Annotated in this window: 13 protein-coding genes; 4 read left to right on the forward strand and 9 right to left on the reverse strand. The window is 66.8% G+C overall.

Features of this window, described 5'->3' with window-relative positions; genetic code table 11:
* The first annotated feature begins 8 nt into the window (after nt 1-8).
* Nucleotides 9-923, forward strand: a complete 915-nt coding sequence (locus tag ABIB58_RS05565) for a lysophospholipid acyltransferase family protein (protein ID WP_354039528.1) — start codon at nt 9-11, stop codon at nt 921-923.
* On the opposite strand, the gene ABIB58_RS05570 is transcribed toward ABIB58_RS05565, so the two are convergent.
* The 5 genes from ABIB58_RS05570 to ileS all read right to left on the reverse strand — a co-directional run bounded on the left by ABIB58_RS05570 (nt 881) and on the right by ileS (nt 7479).
* Nucleotides 881-1387 (reverse strand): response regulator, encoded by a 507-nt coding sequence (locus ABIB58_RS05570; protein WP_354039530.1) that lies wholly within the window; start codon nt 1385-1387, stop codon nt 881-883. The two genes, ABIB58_RS05565 and ABIB58_RS05570, sit on opposite strands and share 43 nt — an antisense overlap.
* A gap of 66 nt (nt 1388-1453) precedes the next feature.
* Complete coding sequence (locus ABIB58_RS05575) at nt 1454-2311, reverse strand: M23 family metallopeptidase (RefSeq protein WP_354039532.1); 858 nt, start codon at nt 2309-2311, stop codon at nt 1454-1456.
* Nucleotides 2308-2508 (reverse strand): DUF2093 domain-containing protein, encoded by a 201-nt coding sequence (locus ABIB58_RS05580; protein WP_185225624.1) that lies wholly within the window; start codon nt 2506-2508, stop codon nt 2308-2310. Before ABIB58_RS05580 ends, ABIB58_RS05575 begins: the two co-directional genes overlap by 4 nt.
* Before the next feature lie 40 nt (nt 2509-2548).
* Complete coding sequence (locus ABIB58_RS05585; RefSeq protein ID WP_185225625.1) at nt 2549-3802, reverse strand: cation:proton antiporter domain-containing protein; 1254 nt, start codon at nt 3800-3802, stop codon at nt 2549-2551.
* 752 nt (nt 3803-4554) lie between these two features.
* Nucleotides 4555-7479 (reverse strand): isoleucine--tRNA ligase, encoded by a 2925-nt coding sequence (gene ileS / locus ABIB58_RS05590; protein WP_354039535.1) that lies wholly within the window; start codon nt 7477-7479, stop codon nt 4555-4557.
* Nucleotides 7480-7794: 315 nt separating this feature from the next.
* Here ileS and ABIB58_RS05595 point away from each other — a divergent pair, with 315 nt between their 5' ends.
* Nucleotides 7795-8697 carry a hypothetical protein gene (locus ABIB58_RS05595; protein ID WP_354039537.1) on the forward strand — a complete coding sequence of 301 codons (903 nt, stop codon included), beginning with the start codon at nt 7795-7797 and terminating at the stop codon, nt 8695-8697.
* A 128-nt stretch (nt 8698-8825) separates the two neighbouring features.
* Here the strand turns inward: ABIB58_RS05595 and ABIB58_RS05600 are convergent, their stop codons facing one another.
* From ABIB58_RS05600 to hfaA, 4 genes are all read right to left on the reverse strand, one after another.
* Nucleotides 8826-11711 (reverse strand): M16 family metallopeptidase, encoded by a 2886-nt coding sequence (locus ABIB58_RS05600; protein ID WP_354039539.1) that lies wholly within the window; start codon nt 11709-11711, stop codon nt 8826-8828.
* A 110-nt stretch (nt 11712-11821) separates the two neighbouring features.
* On the reverse strand, nt 11822-13081 hold the full coding sequence (hfaD, locus tag ABIB58_RS05605; protein ID WP_354039541.1) for a holdfast anchor protein HfaD: 1260 nt from the start codon (nt 13079-13081) through the stop codon (nt 11822-11824).
* Nucleotides 13008-14024, reverse strand: coding sequence for a holdfast anchoring protein HfaB (gene hfaB, locus ABIB58_RS05610; protein WP_039247049.1), 1017 nt, complete (start codon nt 14022-14024; stop codon nt 13008-13010). Before hfaB ends, hfaD begins: the two co-directional genes overlap by 74 nt.
* The gene (gene hfaA, locus ABIB58_RS05615) at nt 14021-14461 is read right to left on the reverse strand and encodes a holdfast anchoring protein HfaA (RefSeq protein ID WP_045811132.1); all 441 of its coding nucleotides are present in this window, start codon (nt 14459-14461) and stop codon (nt 14021-14023) included. Before hfaA ends, hfaB begins: the two co-directional genes overlap by 4 nt.
* A 119-nt stretch (nt 14462-14580) precedes the next feature.
* Between hfaA and ABIB58_RS05620 the strand changes: the two genes are divergently transcribed.
* Together ABIB58_RS05620 and ABIB58_RS05625 are read left to right on the forward strand one after the other, a co-directional pair.
* Nucleotides 14581-15252 (forward strand): rhomboid family intramembrane serine protease, encoded by a 672-nt coding sequence (locus tag ABIB58_RS05620; RefSeq protein WP_205196322.1) that lies wholly within the window; start codon nt 14581-14583, stop codon nt 15250-15252.
* Nucleotides 15253-15354: 102 nt separating this feature from the next.
* Nucleotides 15355-15780 carry a CBS domain-containing protein gene (locus tag ABIB58_RS05625; protein WP_354039544.1) on the forward strand — a complete coding sequence of 142 codons (426 nt, stop codon included), beginning with the start codon at nt 15355-15357 and terminating at the stop codon, nt 15778-15780.
* Nucleotides 15781-16414 lie beyond the last annotated feature (634 nt).

Consider the following 16414-nt stretch of genomic DNA (forward strand, 5'->3'; position numbering starts at 1 on the left):
CGACAAGCGTGAAGCAGGATCTGATCTGGCGCCTAGAGGCCTTCGGCTTTCAGGCGCTGTTCGGCTTTCTGCGCCTGTTGGGCGTCGAGCGGGCTTCGGGGTTGGGCGGCTGGCTGCTGCGCACCCTGGGGCCGCTGACCGGCACGCAGAAGACGGTGATGCGAAACCTCCGCATCGCCTTTCCCGACATGGGCGAGGCGCAGCGTCAGGCGCTGGCCCTGGCCCAGTGGGATCAGACGGGGCGGACCTTCGCCGAACTGGCGGTCATGGATCATCTGACGCCAGAAGGCGGGCGGGTCGAGGTGGTCGGAATGGAGCGGCTGCACGCCCTGCGCAACAGCGGCAAGCCGGCCGTTTTGATCTCGGGCCATCTGGCCAACTTCGAGGTGATGGCGGCGGTGATCATGGCCTCGGGCGTGCCGTGTCAGGTGACCTATCGTGCCGCCAATAATCCGTACGTCGACGCCCTGATCCGCCAGAGCCGGGAGCGTTACGGCATCCGCCTGTTCGCGCCCAAGGGCGACGGGACGCGCGAGCTGATGGCGGGGATGAAGCGCGGCGATTCCATCGCCCTGCTGGTCGATCAGAAATACAATCAGGGGCCGGAGGTGGAGTTCTTCGGTCAGCCGGTGAACGCCTCGCCCGGAGCGGCGAGGCTGGCGTTGAAGTTCGACACGGTCATGCTGCCGCTGTCGGTGGTGCGCCTGCCGGGCGTGCGGTTCCGGGTGACGGCGCACGAGCCGATCGTGGTCAATCAAAGCGAGGACAAGGCGGCCGATACCCTGGCCGGCATTCAGGCCGCCAATCGCTTCGTCGAGGATCGGGTGAAAGAGCATCCCGTGGACTGGTTCTGGGTCCACAAGCGCTGGCCGGACAAGGTCTATGCGGCGTTGGACCGCGAGGCGTCCGATCCTCGACGGTAAGGCCCGGCGTAGTCGGGCGTATCGCGGCGTCGACGGCAGGGGCCGATATAGCCGTCGGCCTTGATGAAGGGGCGGGGCCGCATAATGACGGCGTTCAGGCGATCCAGCACGGCCTTAGCGGTGATCGGCTTGACGATGAATTCGGTCACCCCGGCGTCGCGGGCCTCGTAGACGCGGCTGCGTTCGGAATGGCCGGTCATCATGATGATCGGCAGAAACGGATTGGGGCTGTTGGGGCTGGTGCGGACCAGCCGTGTGAATTCGACCCCGTCCAGCGGAAACATGTTGAAATCGACGATGGCCAGATCGATCGCGTGGCGACGCAGCAGATCGAAAGCCGTGGCGCCTTCTGACGCCTCATAGACGTTGCGGATGTCGGCCGAATGCAGCACGGCCGACGCGATGGCGCGCATGTTCTGATTATCGTCCACAAGCAGGACGTTCAGCGATTTCAGAGAAAACATCGGGCCCCGCCAGATCTTCGATCGAGGCTAAGGGGATATGCGTAGTCTCGCAAGAGGAGCCTTTGATCAGGCTAGACTTTCTGGAACACGCGCCCCGATCATGAGTGACGGATCCAGGTTGCGATCGCGCCATTTCATGCGCCAGCACAGGTGGGGGCCGGTGGCGCGGCCGGTCATGCCGACGCGACCCAGCGGATTGCCGCGACGGACGCGCTGGCCCAGCGCCACGTCAAGCTGCGACTGGTGCAGATAGCAGCTGATCAGGCCCTGGCCGTGGTCGATCAGGGTCAGGCCGCCCTCGAAATGCATGTCGGGGCGGACGAAGGCGATGCGGCCGTCGGCGGGGGCGCGGATCACGCTGCCCTGGGGGGCGGCCAAGTCGATGCCGTAGTGGGGCCGGGCGGGCGTTCTGTTCAGGACGCGCTGAGCGCCCCAGGCGCTGGAGACCCGGTAGCTCTCCAGCGGCCAGATGAAGCCATTCTTGAAGTCATCGGCGTCGATGCGGCTGGCGAAGCCCTCGGTCTTCAGCGCGACCTCCTGCTGGATGCGGGCCAGCAGAGCGGGATCGCTGGGCTCGACGGTCGAGGGCGGCAGGCCGTTCACGCTGGTTGACGGGAAGGCGTAGGGAGCGATGTCGAGCGTGCGGCGGGCGGACCGGTCGCCGGACCGGGCCTCGATTTGGGTGGTCGGACCGGCGTCGCGGTCGAAGCCGATCACGAAGAGGCCGGCGGCCGAGGCGGTGGTCAGGGCCTCGCCGTCGACGAAGATCAGGGCGCGCGGCGCGGTGCGACCGAAGGCATAGCCGCCCTGACGCCAAGCGCCGTTCAGGGCCAGCGGCAGGGCGTTGCGGTCTTCAGCCATCAACGGCGCGGCGATCAGGCTGGCGCCCGCGCCGGTCAGCAGGGCGCGGCGCGACGGGATCATGTGGCGGCTTGCATCGACGCGATGAATTCGGCGGGACCGTAGTAAGGCTGCTGGCGGGTCGGGCTCCAGTAGCGGAGGACTTCGAGCGGAATCGGTTTGTCCGTGACGGCGCAGCGCACGAAGCGGCCGGGCTTCAAGACGGCGAACTCGCCGTCGCCATAATGAAGAACGGCCTGATCTGCGGCGATTTTGTCCATGAGCAGACGATAGCGGGCGGCGGGCGGCGCGGAAAGGGGCTCAGGGCGCCGCGACCGCATCCGTGATCGGACCGTCCCCGGCTGCGGGTCGGATCGCGCCGGCTGCGGGCGGCTTCGCCTTGCCGCCCATCCGGTCGGTGAACAGGAAGACGAAGGGGTTCAGCGAGATCGACAGCAGGGCGGCGGCCAGGATCAGATCGTGGGTCTCGCGGCTCATGGCGCCCAGAGACACGCCGAGCGCGGCCAGGATGAAAGAGAACTCGCCGATCTGGGCCAGGGACGCGGCGACGGTGAAACCGGTCGGCCGATCCAGTTTGAAGGTCTGGGTGATGACCAGGGCCGCGACCGACTTGCCCACGATGACGATGCCCAGCACGCCCAGGACCGCCCACGGCTGGCGCACCACGATCATCGGGTCGAACAGCATGCCGACCGAAACGAAGAACAGCACGGCGAAGGCGTCGCGCAGCGGCAGGGACCGCTCGGCCGCATTGTGACCCAGGGGCGAGGCGTTCATCACCAGACCGGCCAGGAAGGCGCCCAGCGCGAAGGAGTGGAACAGGAAATAGGCCAGCCAGGCGATTCCCAGGGCGATGGCCAGGACGCCCAGCGTGAAAAGCTCACGCGACTTGGTGTGGGCGATGCGGATCAGCAGCCAGGGAATGACCTTGCCGCCGACGACCAGCATGCCGACGACGAACAGCACGACCTTGAGCAGGGTCAGGCCGACGTCGGTCCCTAGCGCAGCGAAATCCGTCTGGGTTCCGGCCGGAACCAGCACCATGGGCAGCATGACCAGGGCGATGACGATGACCAGATCCTCGACGATCAGCCAGCCCACGGCGATGCGGCCGATCTCGCCCTTGACCTGTTTGCGCTCCTCCAGCGCCCGCAGCAGGACGACGGTCGAGGCGACGGATAATGCAAAACCCATCAGCAGAGCCTCGACATCGCCCAGGCCCAGCACGAACCGGCCGAGCCCCCAGCCCAGCACGGTGGCGACGCCGATCTGAACCAGGGCGCCGGGAATGGCGACCTTTCGGACCTGCATCAGATCCTTGGGCGAGAAGTGCAGGCCGACACCGAACATCAGCAGGATGACGCCGATCTCGGCCAACTGCGGGGCCAGTTCGGTGTCGGCGACGAAGCCGCCCGTATAAGGGCCGACGATCACGCCCGCGACGAGATAGCCCACCAGGGGCGACAGTTTCAGCCGATGCGCCAGCATGCCGAACACGAAGGCCAGGACAAAGCCCCCAACCAGGGTGAGAATCAGGCTGTCGGCATGCGGCATCAGGGCTCCTGTCGCGAGCGAAGGTGTGATTTGGGTAGGCTTTGCAGTTGGGGCGCGCGGGGCGGTTTGACAAGATGACGCAGTGTCGCGCGGGACGGAAAACGGCTTCGTCTTCGCGGCGTTCGGCCTGCGAAGTCTGGAGGGCTGGGCGGAGCGCCGGGCCTTCGCCCGGAGTTCTGTTGTGTTGTTACCGTTTCGACGAAGGGTGTGACGCTCCGCGCGGATGGTTGGCCTGCAAGCTCGGGGCGCCGAGCGGTGGCGGTCTTATCGCCTAACCCCATAAGCCTGCGACGGGCGGGTCGGAGCAGCGATCCCCGATCCCCGGTTCGGCCGAGTATCCCCCTCGACCCTGCGACGCGACTGCGGACGCCGGGGCGATTCCCCGGCCGATCAGCCCCGGCGCCGCGATGGGATTTCACCATCGCCCCCGTTCCATCCGCTCCCGCCGCCGCAAGGTCGCAGGCCTTACGAGCCCTCCGGTGCGACGAGACAGGGCTATTATGGGGCCGTTTGACCCCGTGGATGGGAGACGGGGGACATAAATCGGCAAGCGGTTGAAATCGCTGCGGATGGACCAGCGGCATTGCGCTGGCTTAGCGAAGTCTCCTCCCCATTTCATGGGGAGGTGGCTCGAAGCGCAGCGGAGAGACGGAGGGGCTCTTCACCGCATCACCGATGCCAGTGGGACTTAAGAGCCCCTCCACGGCTTCGCGGTCCCCCTCCCCACGCGTGGGGAGGAGACTTTGGTGCGATCAGGCGTGCGTCTGGTCCCAATACCGAACCGCATCGGCGTCGCGGGCCGAGAGGTCGGGGTAGGCGGGGTCGGAGCCGACGTCGGGGACGCGGCGCCAGGAGCGGGCGCATTTGGGGTGGTCGGCGACAGCAACCGTGACCGAGATGGTCTCGCCTTCGACAAGATCTGCACCCGATGTGCGGAAGATTTCGGCCGCGTCGAGGCCTTCGAAGGGGGCGAAGGCTGAGGCCGGGGCGGTGACGGTCGGCCACGCGTCCAGGGCGCCGCCGATCAGCTTTTCGCGGCGGGCGGCTTCAAGCGATTCATTGACCACTTCGAGGACTGTATTGATCGCCGCCCAACGCTCGGCTTCGGCCGGGTTGCTCCATTCCGCCGGGGTGTCGGGGATCACCCGCGCGCAGTTGGAGCCGACGTCGGGGAAGCGCGTGGTCCAGGCCTCTTCCATGGTGAAGGGCGTCAGCGGGGCCAGCCAGGCGGTGAGGCGCATGAAGACTTCGTCCATCACCGTGCGGGCGGCGCGGCGACGCTGGCTGTCGGGGCGGTCGCAATAGAGGGCGTCCTTGCGGATATCGAAATAAAGGGCCGACAGATCGCCGGCGCAGAACTCCAGCACCGGACGGACGACGTCCTGGAAGCGGTATTCGGCGTAGGCGGCGCGGACCTGGGCGTCGAGCTCGTGCAGGCGGTGCAGGACGAACCGCTCCAGCGGCGGCATCTGGTCCAGCGGCAGGCGTTCGGCCTCGTCGAAATCGGCCAGGGCGCCCAGCAGGTAGCGGACGGTGTTCCTGAGCTTGCGATAGGCGTCGACCGTGGTTTGAAGGATCTGTTTGCCGATCCGCTGGTCGTCCGAATAATCGACCAGGGCCACCCACAGACGCAGGATGTCGGCGCCCGATTCCTTGATGATGGTCAGGGGGTCGGTGGTGTTGCCCTTGGACTTGGACATCTTCTCCCCCTTCTCATCGAGGGTGAAGCCGTGGGTCAGGACCGCCTTGAACGGGGCGCGGCCGCGCGTGCCGCAGCCTTCCAGCAGAGACGACTGGAACCAGCCGCGGTGCTGGTCGGAGCCTTCCAGGTAAAGGTCGGCGGGCCAGTGGGCGGGACGGTCGCCGGTATAGCCGTTTTCCGGCAGGCGTGGGTCGAGCGTGAAGGCGTGGGTCGAACCGGAGTCGAACCAGACGTCCAGAATGTCCTCGACCTTTTCGTAGCGGGCCGGGTCGTGGGCGCCCAGGAAGTCGCTGTCGGGCGCGGTGAACCAGATGTCGGCTCCGTGTTCGGCGACGGCCGCGACGATGCGAGCGTCGACCTCGGGGTCATGCAGGGGCTGGCCGGTCTGTTTGTCGATGAACATGGCCAGAGGCGTGCCCCAGGCGCGCTGGCGGCTGACCAGCCAGTCGGGACGGCCCTCGACCATCGAGCGGATGCGGTTCTTGCCGGCGACCGGATGGAAGGCGGTGGCGTCGATGGCGTTCAGCGCCGTCTCACGAAGGGTGTCGCCGCTCTTCAGGGGCTGATCCATGCGGATGAACCACTGAGGGGTGTTGCGGAAGATGATCGGGGCCTTCGAGCGCCAGCTGTGCGGATAGGAATGCTCCAGCCGCCCGCGCGCCAGCAGATTGCCGGCCTCGATCAGCTTTTCCATCACCGCGCCGTTGGCGGGACCGAACTTGCCGGTCTTCTTGCCTTCGGTCTCCAGCACCTTCAGGCCCGCGAACAGGGGGACGCCGGGATAGTAGGCGCCATCTGGGTCGACGGTGTCGGGCACCTCGTGATGACCGTGGGCCTTCCAGACCTCGAAGTCGTCAGCGCCGTGGCCGGGCGCGGTGTGGACGAAGCCGGTGCCGGCGTCGTCGGTGACGTGGTCGCCGGCCAGCAGGGGCACGGAGAAGCCGTAGCCGCTGTCGAGCGCGGCCAGCGGGTGGGCGGTCTCAAGGCCCGACGGATTGATGTCGTAGACGCGGGTCCAGGCGGCGATCTTGGCGGCCTTGAACACCTCCTCGGCCAGCTTGTCGGCCAGGATCAGGCGATCGCCGGGCTTGGCCCAGGGCGCGAACTCCAGGCCCTCCTCCATGGCCGTGACCTCATACAGGCCATAGGCGATCTCGGGGCCGTAGGAGATGGCGCGGTTGGCCGGGATGGTCCAGGGCGTGGTCGTCCAGATGACGATGGACGGGGTGCTGGAGCGGAAGGCCAGCAGGTCATCGGGATGGTCGTCCGATGCCGCGATGACCGGGAACTTCACCCAGATCGTGGGCGAGACGTGGTCGTGATACTCGATCTCGGCGTCGGCCAGGGCGGTGCGCTCGACCGGCGACCACATGACTGGCTTGGAACCGCGATAGAGCTGGCCCGAGTTCTTGAACTTGTGGAACTCGGCGACGATGGCCGCTTCGGACGTAAAGTCCATTGTGGCGTAGCGATTGGCGAAGTCGCCGACGATGCCCAGCCGGTGGAACTGATTCTTTTGCAGGTCGATGTATTTGCCGGCGTATTCGCGACAGGCGCGGCGGAACTCGTCCTTGGACACCTCGTCCTTGCGGCGGCCCTTGGCGCGGAACTGTTCCTCGATCTTCCACTCGATCGGCAGGCCGTGGCAGTCCCACCCGGGGACGTAGTCGACGTCGTAACCCAGGAGGAACCGGCTACGGACCACAAAGTCCTTCAGCGTCTTGTTCAGGGCGTGGCCGATGTGGATGTCGCCATTGGCGTAGGGCGGGCCGTCGTGAAGAACGTAAAGGGGGGCATTCTGCTTCTGCCGCTCGGCGCGCAGGGTCCCGTAGAGGTCGCCCCACTGTTCCAGGATGACCGGCTCCTTCTGGGGCAGGCCGCCGCGCATGGGGAAGGGCGTCTCGGGCAGGAAGACGGTGTCGCGATAGTCGCGACCGGAGGGGGTGTCGGTGGTGTGTTCGGGGGCGTCGGCCATTGGTCGTCTCGGCGTCTTGAAATTAGGTCGCTGTTCTCTTCGCCCTATCGCGCTTCGCGCTGCCTGAGGGCTTTCGATCCCGGCGTGCACGGGGCCATGAGGCCCAGGAGCGCTACGCCGGGCGGCTAATCGAAATCAGGCGAATGGAGACGCGGACGGTCATTGTGCGGGCGGTCTAGCAGACGGATGCGGCATTGCGCCATCCCGAAGCGCGCGCCGTATCAACGGAAACGAAAGGCTTTTGCGGTTTTGTGACGGGAGGATCGGCCGGAATCTTGTTCGGCCGACACGATATTCGCTTGGGAGTTCCCGCCGATGCGGCTGCGGATCACGAAATGGATGCTGGGCCTGGCGGCCGGTCTCGTCGTCTCGGCGGGCGCCGGAGCCGCGCTGGCGCAATGCACGTCCGGCTGTCAGCCGCCGCCCTGCACCTCGTGCGAGCCGCCCCCTCCGCCTGAGCCGCCGCCCTGCAACGGCGGCGGAAACTGCGGCCCTGGCGGCGGTGGAAACTGGAACGGCAACATTAACACCAACGTCAATGTGAACGTGAACCTTGGCGCGAGCGCCAGTGCGAACGCGGGCGCCGGGGCCAACGCCAACTCCGGCGCACGGTCCTACGTCAATGCGCGCGCCGGCGGGTTCTCGGGCAGCTTCGGGGGAGGCGGCGGCGCGGCCTATGTCAGCGTCGATCAGCCCTATCCGACCACCATCCAGGGCCTGGCCGTCGAGGGCGTGATCGCCCAGACCGTGCGCACTCCCTACAGCGCCTTCCGCAGCATGATGAAGCGGGTCGTCATCCAGGCCGTCTGCATCGACGACCGCCAGGTGCCGCACCCCGCCTCGCAGGTGCGGCCGGATCGCGAGATCGCCGAAGGGTTCGAGGGCGAGCTGTATCGCTGCCTGTCGGGCACCTGGCTGCAGGCCACCATCGCCGACTATAACGGCGACATCAGCTTCGATCACGGCACGACCCTGACCTGCCGCAAGCATGAGGCGCTGTGGTACGGGACGGGCGGCAAGCTGGAATGCCGGCCCGAGAAGCCCGAGCGGGATTGCAACGAGCGTTCGCTGCTGCGTCGCTACGGCGCCGGGATCAAGATCCTGACGATGTACCGCGAAGAGGAATATACCGAATACCGCGAAGAACAGGTCGAGAGCGCGACCGTGCTGACCGGGGTGATCACCCTGGACGGCGGCGTCGGCGGCCGGGTCTTCTGAACCGGACCTGAACACGCCCGTTCAGCCGCCGATCAGGCGGGACGTGAGATAAGGCGACCGTCGGCTCTCCGTCGACGATCCTGACGACTGGCCCCGGTTCGCGAGAACCGGGGCCTTTTTCGTAAGCCTTACTGAGCCGCTGATTGAGCGGTGACGGTGGCGCGCCAGGCGCTGTCGGACTTCAGATACTGGCGAGCCAGGGCCTGAATGTCGGCGGCGGTGACGGCTTCCAGGGTGGCGATCTGGTTGCGGGTCTGGTCCAGCGTCGCCGGGTCGCTCTGGGCCTGCGACAGCTGGGTCAGCCAATAGCCGTTGTCGGCCATGCTGCGACGGATGCGCTCGACCGCAGGACGACGGGCGCGGTTCAGTTCGTCCTCGCTGATTGGATTGTCACGCAGGTCGGCGGCGATGGCGTCCACCGTCTCGAACAGCTTGGGCAGGGCGGCCGGCGGGGTTTCCGCGGTCACCGAGATGAAGCCGTAGCCCGGATAGGTGTCCGAGGCGGTCGAGCCGGCGCTGGGCGAATAGGCCAGGCCCTGTTTCTCGCGGATCTCGTCGTTCAGGCGCAGTTGCAGCACGTCCGACAGGATCGACAGCTGACGCGCGGTCTTGCGATCTTCGACCTGGTCGGTGGTCGGCCAGGCAACGAAGCCCAGCGCCTGTTCGGCGGGTCCGGTGTGATACAGCTGAACCGGCGTGGCGGTCGGAGCCGGGAACTTGCGCACCGTCGAGCCAGCGGGCGGCGTGGGCGCCTGACCGCGCGAGGGCAGGGCGCCGAAGGTCGAGCCGACGGCGGCGATGACCGCGTCGACGTCGACGTCGCCGACGACGGTGATCTCGACCGGACCCTGCGCCAAGGCCGAGCGAACGCCCGAGCGGATGTCGTCGATCTGGATCGCGGCGATCTGCTCGGCGGTCGGGGTCGTCTCACGCGCGTCGCCGCTGGCCAGCAGGCCCGAAGCATCGCGTTGGAAGACGCCGCGCGGCGTGGCGCCCAGCTGAGCCAGGATTTGCGGGAACATGGCCTTGGTCTGCTCGAACGAGGCGCCGCGCAGACCGGGATCAGTCAGGTAGGCGGCCAGGACCTGAAGCTCCAGCTGGAGATCGGCGGGCTTGGTGGCGCCGGCGAAGATATAGGCGTCGCCGGCCTGATTGACGGCGGCGCTGTAGGTGCGGCCGCTGAGGACGCGGTTCATCTCGTCCAGGCTGAGCTTGCCCAGACCGCCGGGCGCCAGGACGGTGCTGGCCATCGACAGGGGCGACAGGGTGTCGGCAGGCAGGCCCAGTTCGCCAAGACCGGTGCGGGCGCTGACCAGAATCTGATCGGCGCGGAAGTCGGTCTTCTTGATGTTCAGCAGCGTGCCGTTCGGGAAGCGAACCAGGGTCGCACCCAGGTCTGCGACTTCGGAACGGGCGGCGGGGACCGCCGGGGCGCCGAAGTTGTCGTAGGGCCATTTCAGTTCGGCCTCGGCGGCGCGGGCTTGCACCGGGGTGTTGCGCGAGGCCTCCAGCGCAGCGGTGACGGCGGCCTCGCCACCCTCGACCGGCACGGGCGAGCTGAACAGAAGCAGCGGGCCCTGGCCCTCGAACACCGCCTTGGTGGCCTGATTGACCTGGTCGACGGTCAGGCCTTCGACGGCCTTGTTGAACAGATCGAGGTTGGTCTGGGGCGAGCTGAAGACCTGGTCGTCGTTGACGGCGCCCAGGAGGCCGGTCGCCAGCGCCGGGGTCGAACGGGTCGCGGCCGAGGCGACGGCGTTCTGAAGCGCGGTGCGGGTGTTGACGATCTCGCGTTGAAGCTCGGCGTCGCTGACGCCGTATTCGGCCAGACGACGGCTTTCCTGCTCGACGCTTTCCAGCGCGCGCTGCCAGCCGCCCGGATTGAAGGCGACCGACAGGGTGCCGGCGTCCAGACTGTCGAACAGCGACTGATAGCCGGCGCCGGCGCCGATGAAGGGCGGGTTGTCGGCGCGGGCGATCTCGCCCAGGCGACGGTTCAGCACAGCCAGACCCAGGCCGCGACGGACGTCGGCGGCGCGTTCGGCGGCCGTGTCGGGGCTGAGGTCAGGGGCCTTGATCCAGTTGATCTGGATGGAGGACTGGATGCCCGGCTCGACCAGGATGCTGGTCTGCGGTTGACGCGGGGCGACGGTTCCCAGGTCGGGCTCGGGACCATCGGCGGCGGTCGGCTTCCAGTCGCCGAAGGCCGCGCGGACCTTGGCCTCCATCGCATCCACGTCGAAGTCGCCAACGGCGATAAAGGTGGCGCGCGAGGGGCGATAGTAGGCGTCGTAGAAGTCGACGAAGCGCTGGCGCGGCGCGGTGCGGATGATGTCGAGGTCGCCGATCGGCAGACGTTCCGACAGACGCTGACCGGGGGCCAGAAGGCCGAGCTGGGTCTTCAGCACGCGCAGTTGCGGGGTGTCGCGGGTGCGTTCCTCGCCGACAATGACGCCGCGCTCGGAATCGATGGCGTCCGGCGCCATCAGGGCCGCCGACATCATCTCGCGCAGGATGTGAAGGCTGGGATCGACCGTCTCATCCTTGGTGTTGGGCAGCTCCAGCATGTAGGCGGTCTGGTCGAAGCTGGTGAAGGCGTTGGTGTCGGCGCCGAAGGCTAGGCCCAGGCGTTCGAGGATGCGCAGCATCTCATTTTCCGGCACGTCCTTGGTGCCGTTGAAGGCCATGTGCTCCATGAAGTGAGCCAGACCCTTCTGGTCGTCGCGCTCCATCAGCGAGCCGGCGTCGATGCGCAGACGGAAGGAGGCCTGGCCCGGAGGCGTCGCATTGTGCAGCAGGGCGTAGCGCATGCCGTTGGGCAGCAGGCCGTAACGGACGGCCGGATCGGCGGGGATGTCGCTGGCGGCCTGAGCCCAGGGGGCTGACGGCGCGACCTGACCGGCGGCGGCCGCAGCGGGCGGCGCGGTCTGGGCGAGAGCAGGGGCGGCGAAAGCCCCGGTGGTCAGGGCCAGTCCCGAGACGGCGACAAGCAGCAGATGACGCGCAGAACGCATGATATCACTCCGAAACCGCAACCCCCGATGGCGCGATGCCGGATGTGTAAAGTGTGCTTGCCTTCGCCACAAGCGGGGCTGGCGAACCTTACCGACTTGTCATGTTCAGATCAGCCGCCGGGGCGGCTGATGTAGAAGCTGGCGCTGTTGCCGACGGCGTTGGCGCCGACCACGGCGGTGCGTCCGGACGAAACCGTGGCGTTGGTGGTCGCGGTGACATTGCCGCTGTTGGTCTGGGTGTTGTTGACGTTGACGTCGCCGCCGCACTGGGAACAGGCATAGCCCGTCACCGTATTGCCGACCGCGTCGGAGCCGACATAGGCGTCATAGCCGTTGACGCCGACATAGGTCGCGTTGGCCTCGACCCCGCCGGTGTTCAGCTGGGTGTTGTCCAGCTTCAGATAGATGTCGTTATTGCCGGCGACGGTCTCGTTGGCGACGCTGCGGGCCGCCAGAACCGTCTGGCCCTGGAGATTGGTCTGGACGCGGGCGTCGGCGCGGACGCGGCCTGCGTTGGCCTGGTCCGTCTGGATCAGCATGGAGCCGCCGGCGTTGGCGGTGATCGCCTGGTTGGCCCCGGCGTTGGCGCCGACCGTCAGGTCCCAGCCGTTGTCCACATAGACGTCGGTGCGCGCCTCGGTGGTCGAGGCGGCGTTCGATTGGCGAATGGTCAGATCCTGGTGCGAGGCGCCGGTCGTATTGGTCTGGACCGCATTGGCGACGGCCTGGGACGAGAAGGTCGCGGGCGCCGGAATGTACTGAATGTCGGCGACGGTCTCGGCGAAGACGGTGGTCTGGGCCCGCTGGTCGATGACGCCGGTCAGGGACGACGAGGGGCCGCCCAGGGCGACGGTGTTGGCGACGGCGGTGCTGGTCGCGAAACCGCCTTGCAGTATGCGGCCATTCGGCGCCTGGACATAGGTTCCGGCCTCGACCCGGTCGCCGGTCGCGGACTCGCTGGAGTCCACGGCAAAGGTCGCGCGATCGGTGGTGACGCCCAGGTAGTTGCCGCGCGCGGTCGTATCGACGCTGAGCTGGCCGTCGGCCTCGCCGCTCGCGACCACATTGCTGCGGGCCAGCGTGGCGCCGGTCATCGACTGGCGCGAGACCAAGCCGGCGGAGGCGGCCGTGACCCCGCCCGCGAGCGCATTGCCTTGGGCGCTGTTGCTGACGGTCACCTGATCGACGGACAGGTCGATGTCCACCAGGCCGGTGACGTCGCCGGTCTGGATCTGGGTGCTGGAGCAGGTTTCGCCGGCTTGCGGATCGCAGGCCGGCGTCTGCTGGGCGCTCGCGTCAGTGGCGAGTGCGGCGAACGTCGCCGTCGCGGCCATCATGCCAACGAGACGGATCGGCGCGAGTCTGGCCATTGTTGGTGTCCTGAGTGGGATAGGCCGGATAATAGCCGCCGGTCGGGCCGACCGTGGAATCGCCGAGCGGGTCGTTGGCGGGGTTCAGGCAGATTTCGGGGCCGGGCGCGCCATAGAGGTTGGCCATGAACTCGACCGTGGCCCGTTCGACCAGGGCGCGGACGGCCAGTTGCGTCGGCTCCATCCCGCCCGTGCCGGCCGAGATGTCGAAGACGTTGCCGTTCAGGAAGTCGAACACGCCGGCCGAGATTTCGCGGCCGATGATCTGCTTCTGATAGGAGACGACATCGACGACCTCGAGCGTGGTCGTCTGGACCAGGCGCAGGTCCATGGCGATGTTCATCACATAGACGCGGTGATTGACGATGCCCGAGCCGGGGCGGTTGCTGTCGACCTCGCCCCCGGCGATGTCGAAGCCGCCGGAGCGGATGTTGTAGTTCACCTCGGTGATGCCGCCGACGACATAGAAGTCGGAACCCGGAACCTGACCCGCCAGGATGCGGCGGTACTGGGTGTCCTCCGGCCCCTTGGCGTCGGGAGCCTGGTCGCCGATCAGCTTGTTGTTGGCGTAGCGCAGCTCAAGCTCGGACACCGAGGTGTCGTAGCGTTCGACGATGCGAGCGCCGGCCTTGGCCAGCGCCGAGTTGGCCATCAGGGAGGCGCCGCCGGTGATCTGGCGGCCGCCGTCGGACGACACCGTGCCGGTGTAGTCGCTGATCCGGCCCACCGCCATGCGCGGCGAGGGCAGGTTGTAGCGACGCGCGTAGTCGGCCAGGCAATACAGCGCGGCGGAATAGGGCGTGGGGTTTGCGGTCACCGGCGCATTGCCGATCGGCGTCGCATATTGTCCCGACGGACCCGCGACCGGGCTGACGCAGCCGGCGAGCAGAAGGGCGACGGCCGAGACGGCGGCGGACCCCTTGATGAGATGACGGCGGCTCATGGCAGGTTGATGTTCCCGTTCAGGGCCGTACCGGCGTTGATGGCGCCGGTGTTGGTCTGGGTCGAGTTGACGATGACGGTGTTGCGGCTGCCCTGGACCACCACGTTCAGCTGATTGCCGATGGCGGTGGAGCCGCCGATGGTCGTGCCGCCGTTGCTGGACGCGCCTGCGCCGGCATAGGCCGAGGCCGCGCCGCCGGACTGGCTGGAATAGGACGAGGCGCCGGACTGGATGATGCCGTTGACGATCAGCCGATTGCCGTTGGCGTCACGCGTATAGCCGGTCGCGGCCGTATTGGCGGCCGTTCGCGCGCCGCCATAGCCCTGCTGGAAGCGCGCAGCGCCGCCCGAACCCGTCGACTGCGCGATCGCCGGCACGCTTGCAGCGGCGGCGAAGGCCATGACGGCGGTGGATAGAAACAGCCTCTTGGCGGGCATTCCGGGGTTCCTCGCGCACAAACGGACGCCGGACCACGAGCGTGATCCGCACCCCAACCTGCATTAAGGTTATTAAGAAGCGCTTGATGTGACGCAGGTCACTGAGCATTTGTGGCGTCATGTCAGACGCATCCGGTCGATTCGATCCGCCGAACAGCCGCCCGGCGCGAGAGCCGATGTTCAACGTGCCGCTGGTCGTGCTGCTGATCGCGGCGTCGATGCCGACGCTCTTCTTCTTCCAGCGCGACCTGCCCGACATGGGCATGAGCATGGCGTTCGCGCCCATTGATCTGGAGCAGGGACGGTGGGGCGGGCTACTGACGGCCATGCTGCTGCACGGCGGCTGGACCCACGCCATCATGAATGCGGTGGCGGCGCTGGCGTTCGGGACGCCGGTGGCGCGGCTGTTCGGGACTAGGATCGGTCCGACGGTCTTTCTGCTCTTCTATCTGGCGTGCGGCGTCTTGGCGTCGCTGGGCTATGGGCTGATCCATTGGGGATCCAGCGAGCCGATGGTCGGCGCGTCCGGCGCCGTCTTCGGCCTGATCGGCGCCGCGACACGGCTGCTGGGCGGACAGGGCAGGGTGCTGCCGATGGGGGATCGCCGCGTGGTCGGCGCGGCCATCACCTGGATGGCGGTCAACGCGGTGACCGGAATGATCAGCGGACTGCCCGGCGCCGAGGGCGCCAGGATCGCCTGGGAGGCTCACGCGGTCGGGTTCTTCGTCGGCTTTCTGGCCATCGGTCCCTTGGGGCGGATGTTCGGGGCGGGGGCCGCGCCTGATCGCTGAGGCGCGTTGATTCCGGACGGGGGCTGAGCGATCATCGCTGCCTGAGCGGCCCTGTCGCCATTCCGGCCCAGCGGTCGTCTCTTATAGAGAGAAGGGACCGCGATGTTCGTCGCCGAAATCCTCAAGACAAAGGGAAACGCCGTCTTCTCCATCGCGCCGGATCTGACTGTGACGCGGGCGTGCGAAGAACTGGAGCAGAAGCGGGTCGGAGCGTTGGTCGTCTGTGACGGCGACCGGGTGGTCGGCGTGTTCTCCGAACGCGATGTGGTCAAGGCGCTGGCGGCCGATGGCGCCGATGCGCTGGACCGTCCGATCGCCGACTACATGACGGCCAAGGTGATCTATGCCGAACCGGCCGAGGAGATGTCGGCCTTGATGACCCGCATGACCGATCGGCGCATCCGGCATCTGCCGGTCATGCAGGCGGATCGTCTGGTCGGCGTCATTTCCATCGGCGACGTGGTGAAATGCCAGATCGCCGAACACGCCCATGAGGCCGAGAGCTTGCGGACCTATATTGCAGGCTGAGAGGCGCGTGCGCCGTTGGCCGATTCCGGTTTTGCGAGAAACTTTCCTTTCGTGTCAGAATCCGCTTGCTGACAAATCAGCCTCTCCGTATAGAGCCGCCTCGCTCGGAAACGGGCTGGCCGGCGGGGCCGCGGGGGGGTGAAGGTCTCCGAGGTCCCACGGAAGAAAGAAGCGAAAAACTTCTTGCTTTCATCGGTTGGTTTCACTAAGTTCCGCGCTCCAATCGAATCGCCGACGGGTTTTCAGAGGTAAGCCTCGCTTTCCTCCGGTGGTTTCTTGCGGTCTGAAGGGTTCGCTCTTCTCTCCGAAAGATCTCTGAAAAGAGCGGTTGACACGGGGTTTGCGGTTCTCTAAATCGCCGCCTCCGCCGACGACACGGCGTTAAACGGTCGGGCCTCTCCGGAGGTTCCAGGGTCTTTGACATTGTTGATTTGGAAAGAGAAACGCAGGCGGCGGTGTTCTTGCGATAGTCCTCAGAGGCTATCATACGACACTGACTATCTGCGGTCTTTTTGAAAAGATACCATGCGTCGGTCTTTGGATCGATGACGTGGGAACTCGTCAATAAAATACGTAGAACTAATGCCAAGGACGACTTCGGTCGGTCCGATGCTTAGGTCAGAAGTCAACTCAA

Source organism: Brevundimonas sp. UYEF29 (genome assembly GCF_040546195.1).
Classification (GTDB): domain Bacteria; phylum Pseudomonadota; class Alphaproteobacteria; order Caulobacterales; family Caulobacteraceae; genus Brevundimonas; species Brevundimonas huaxiensis.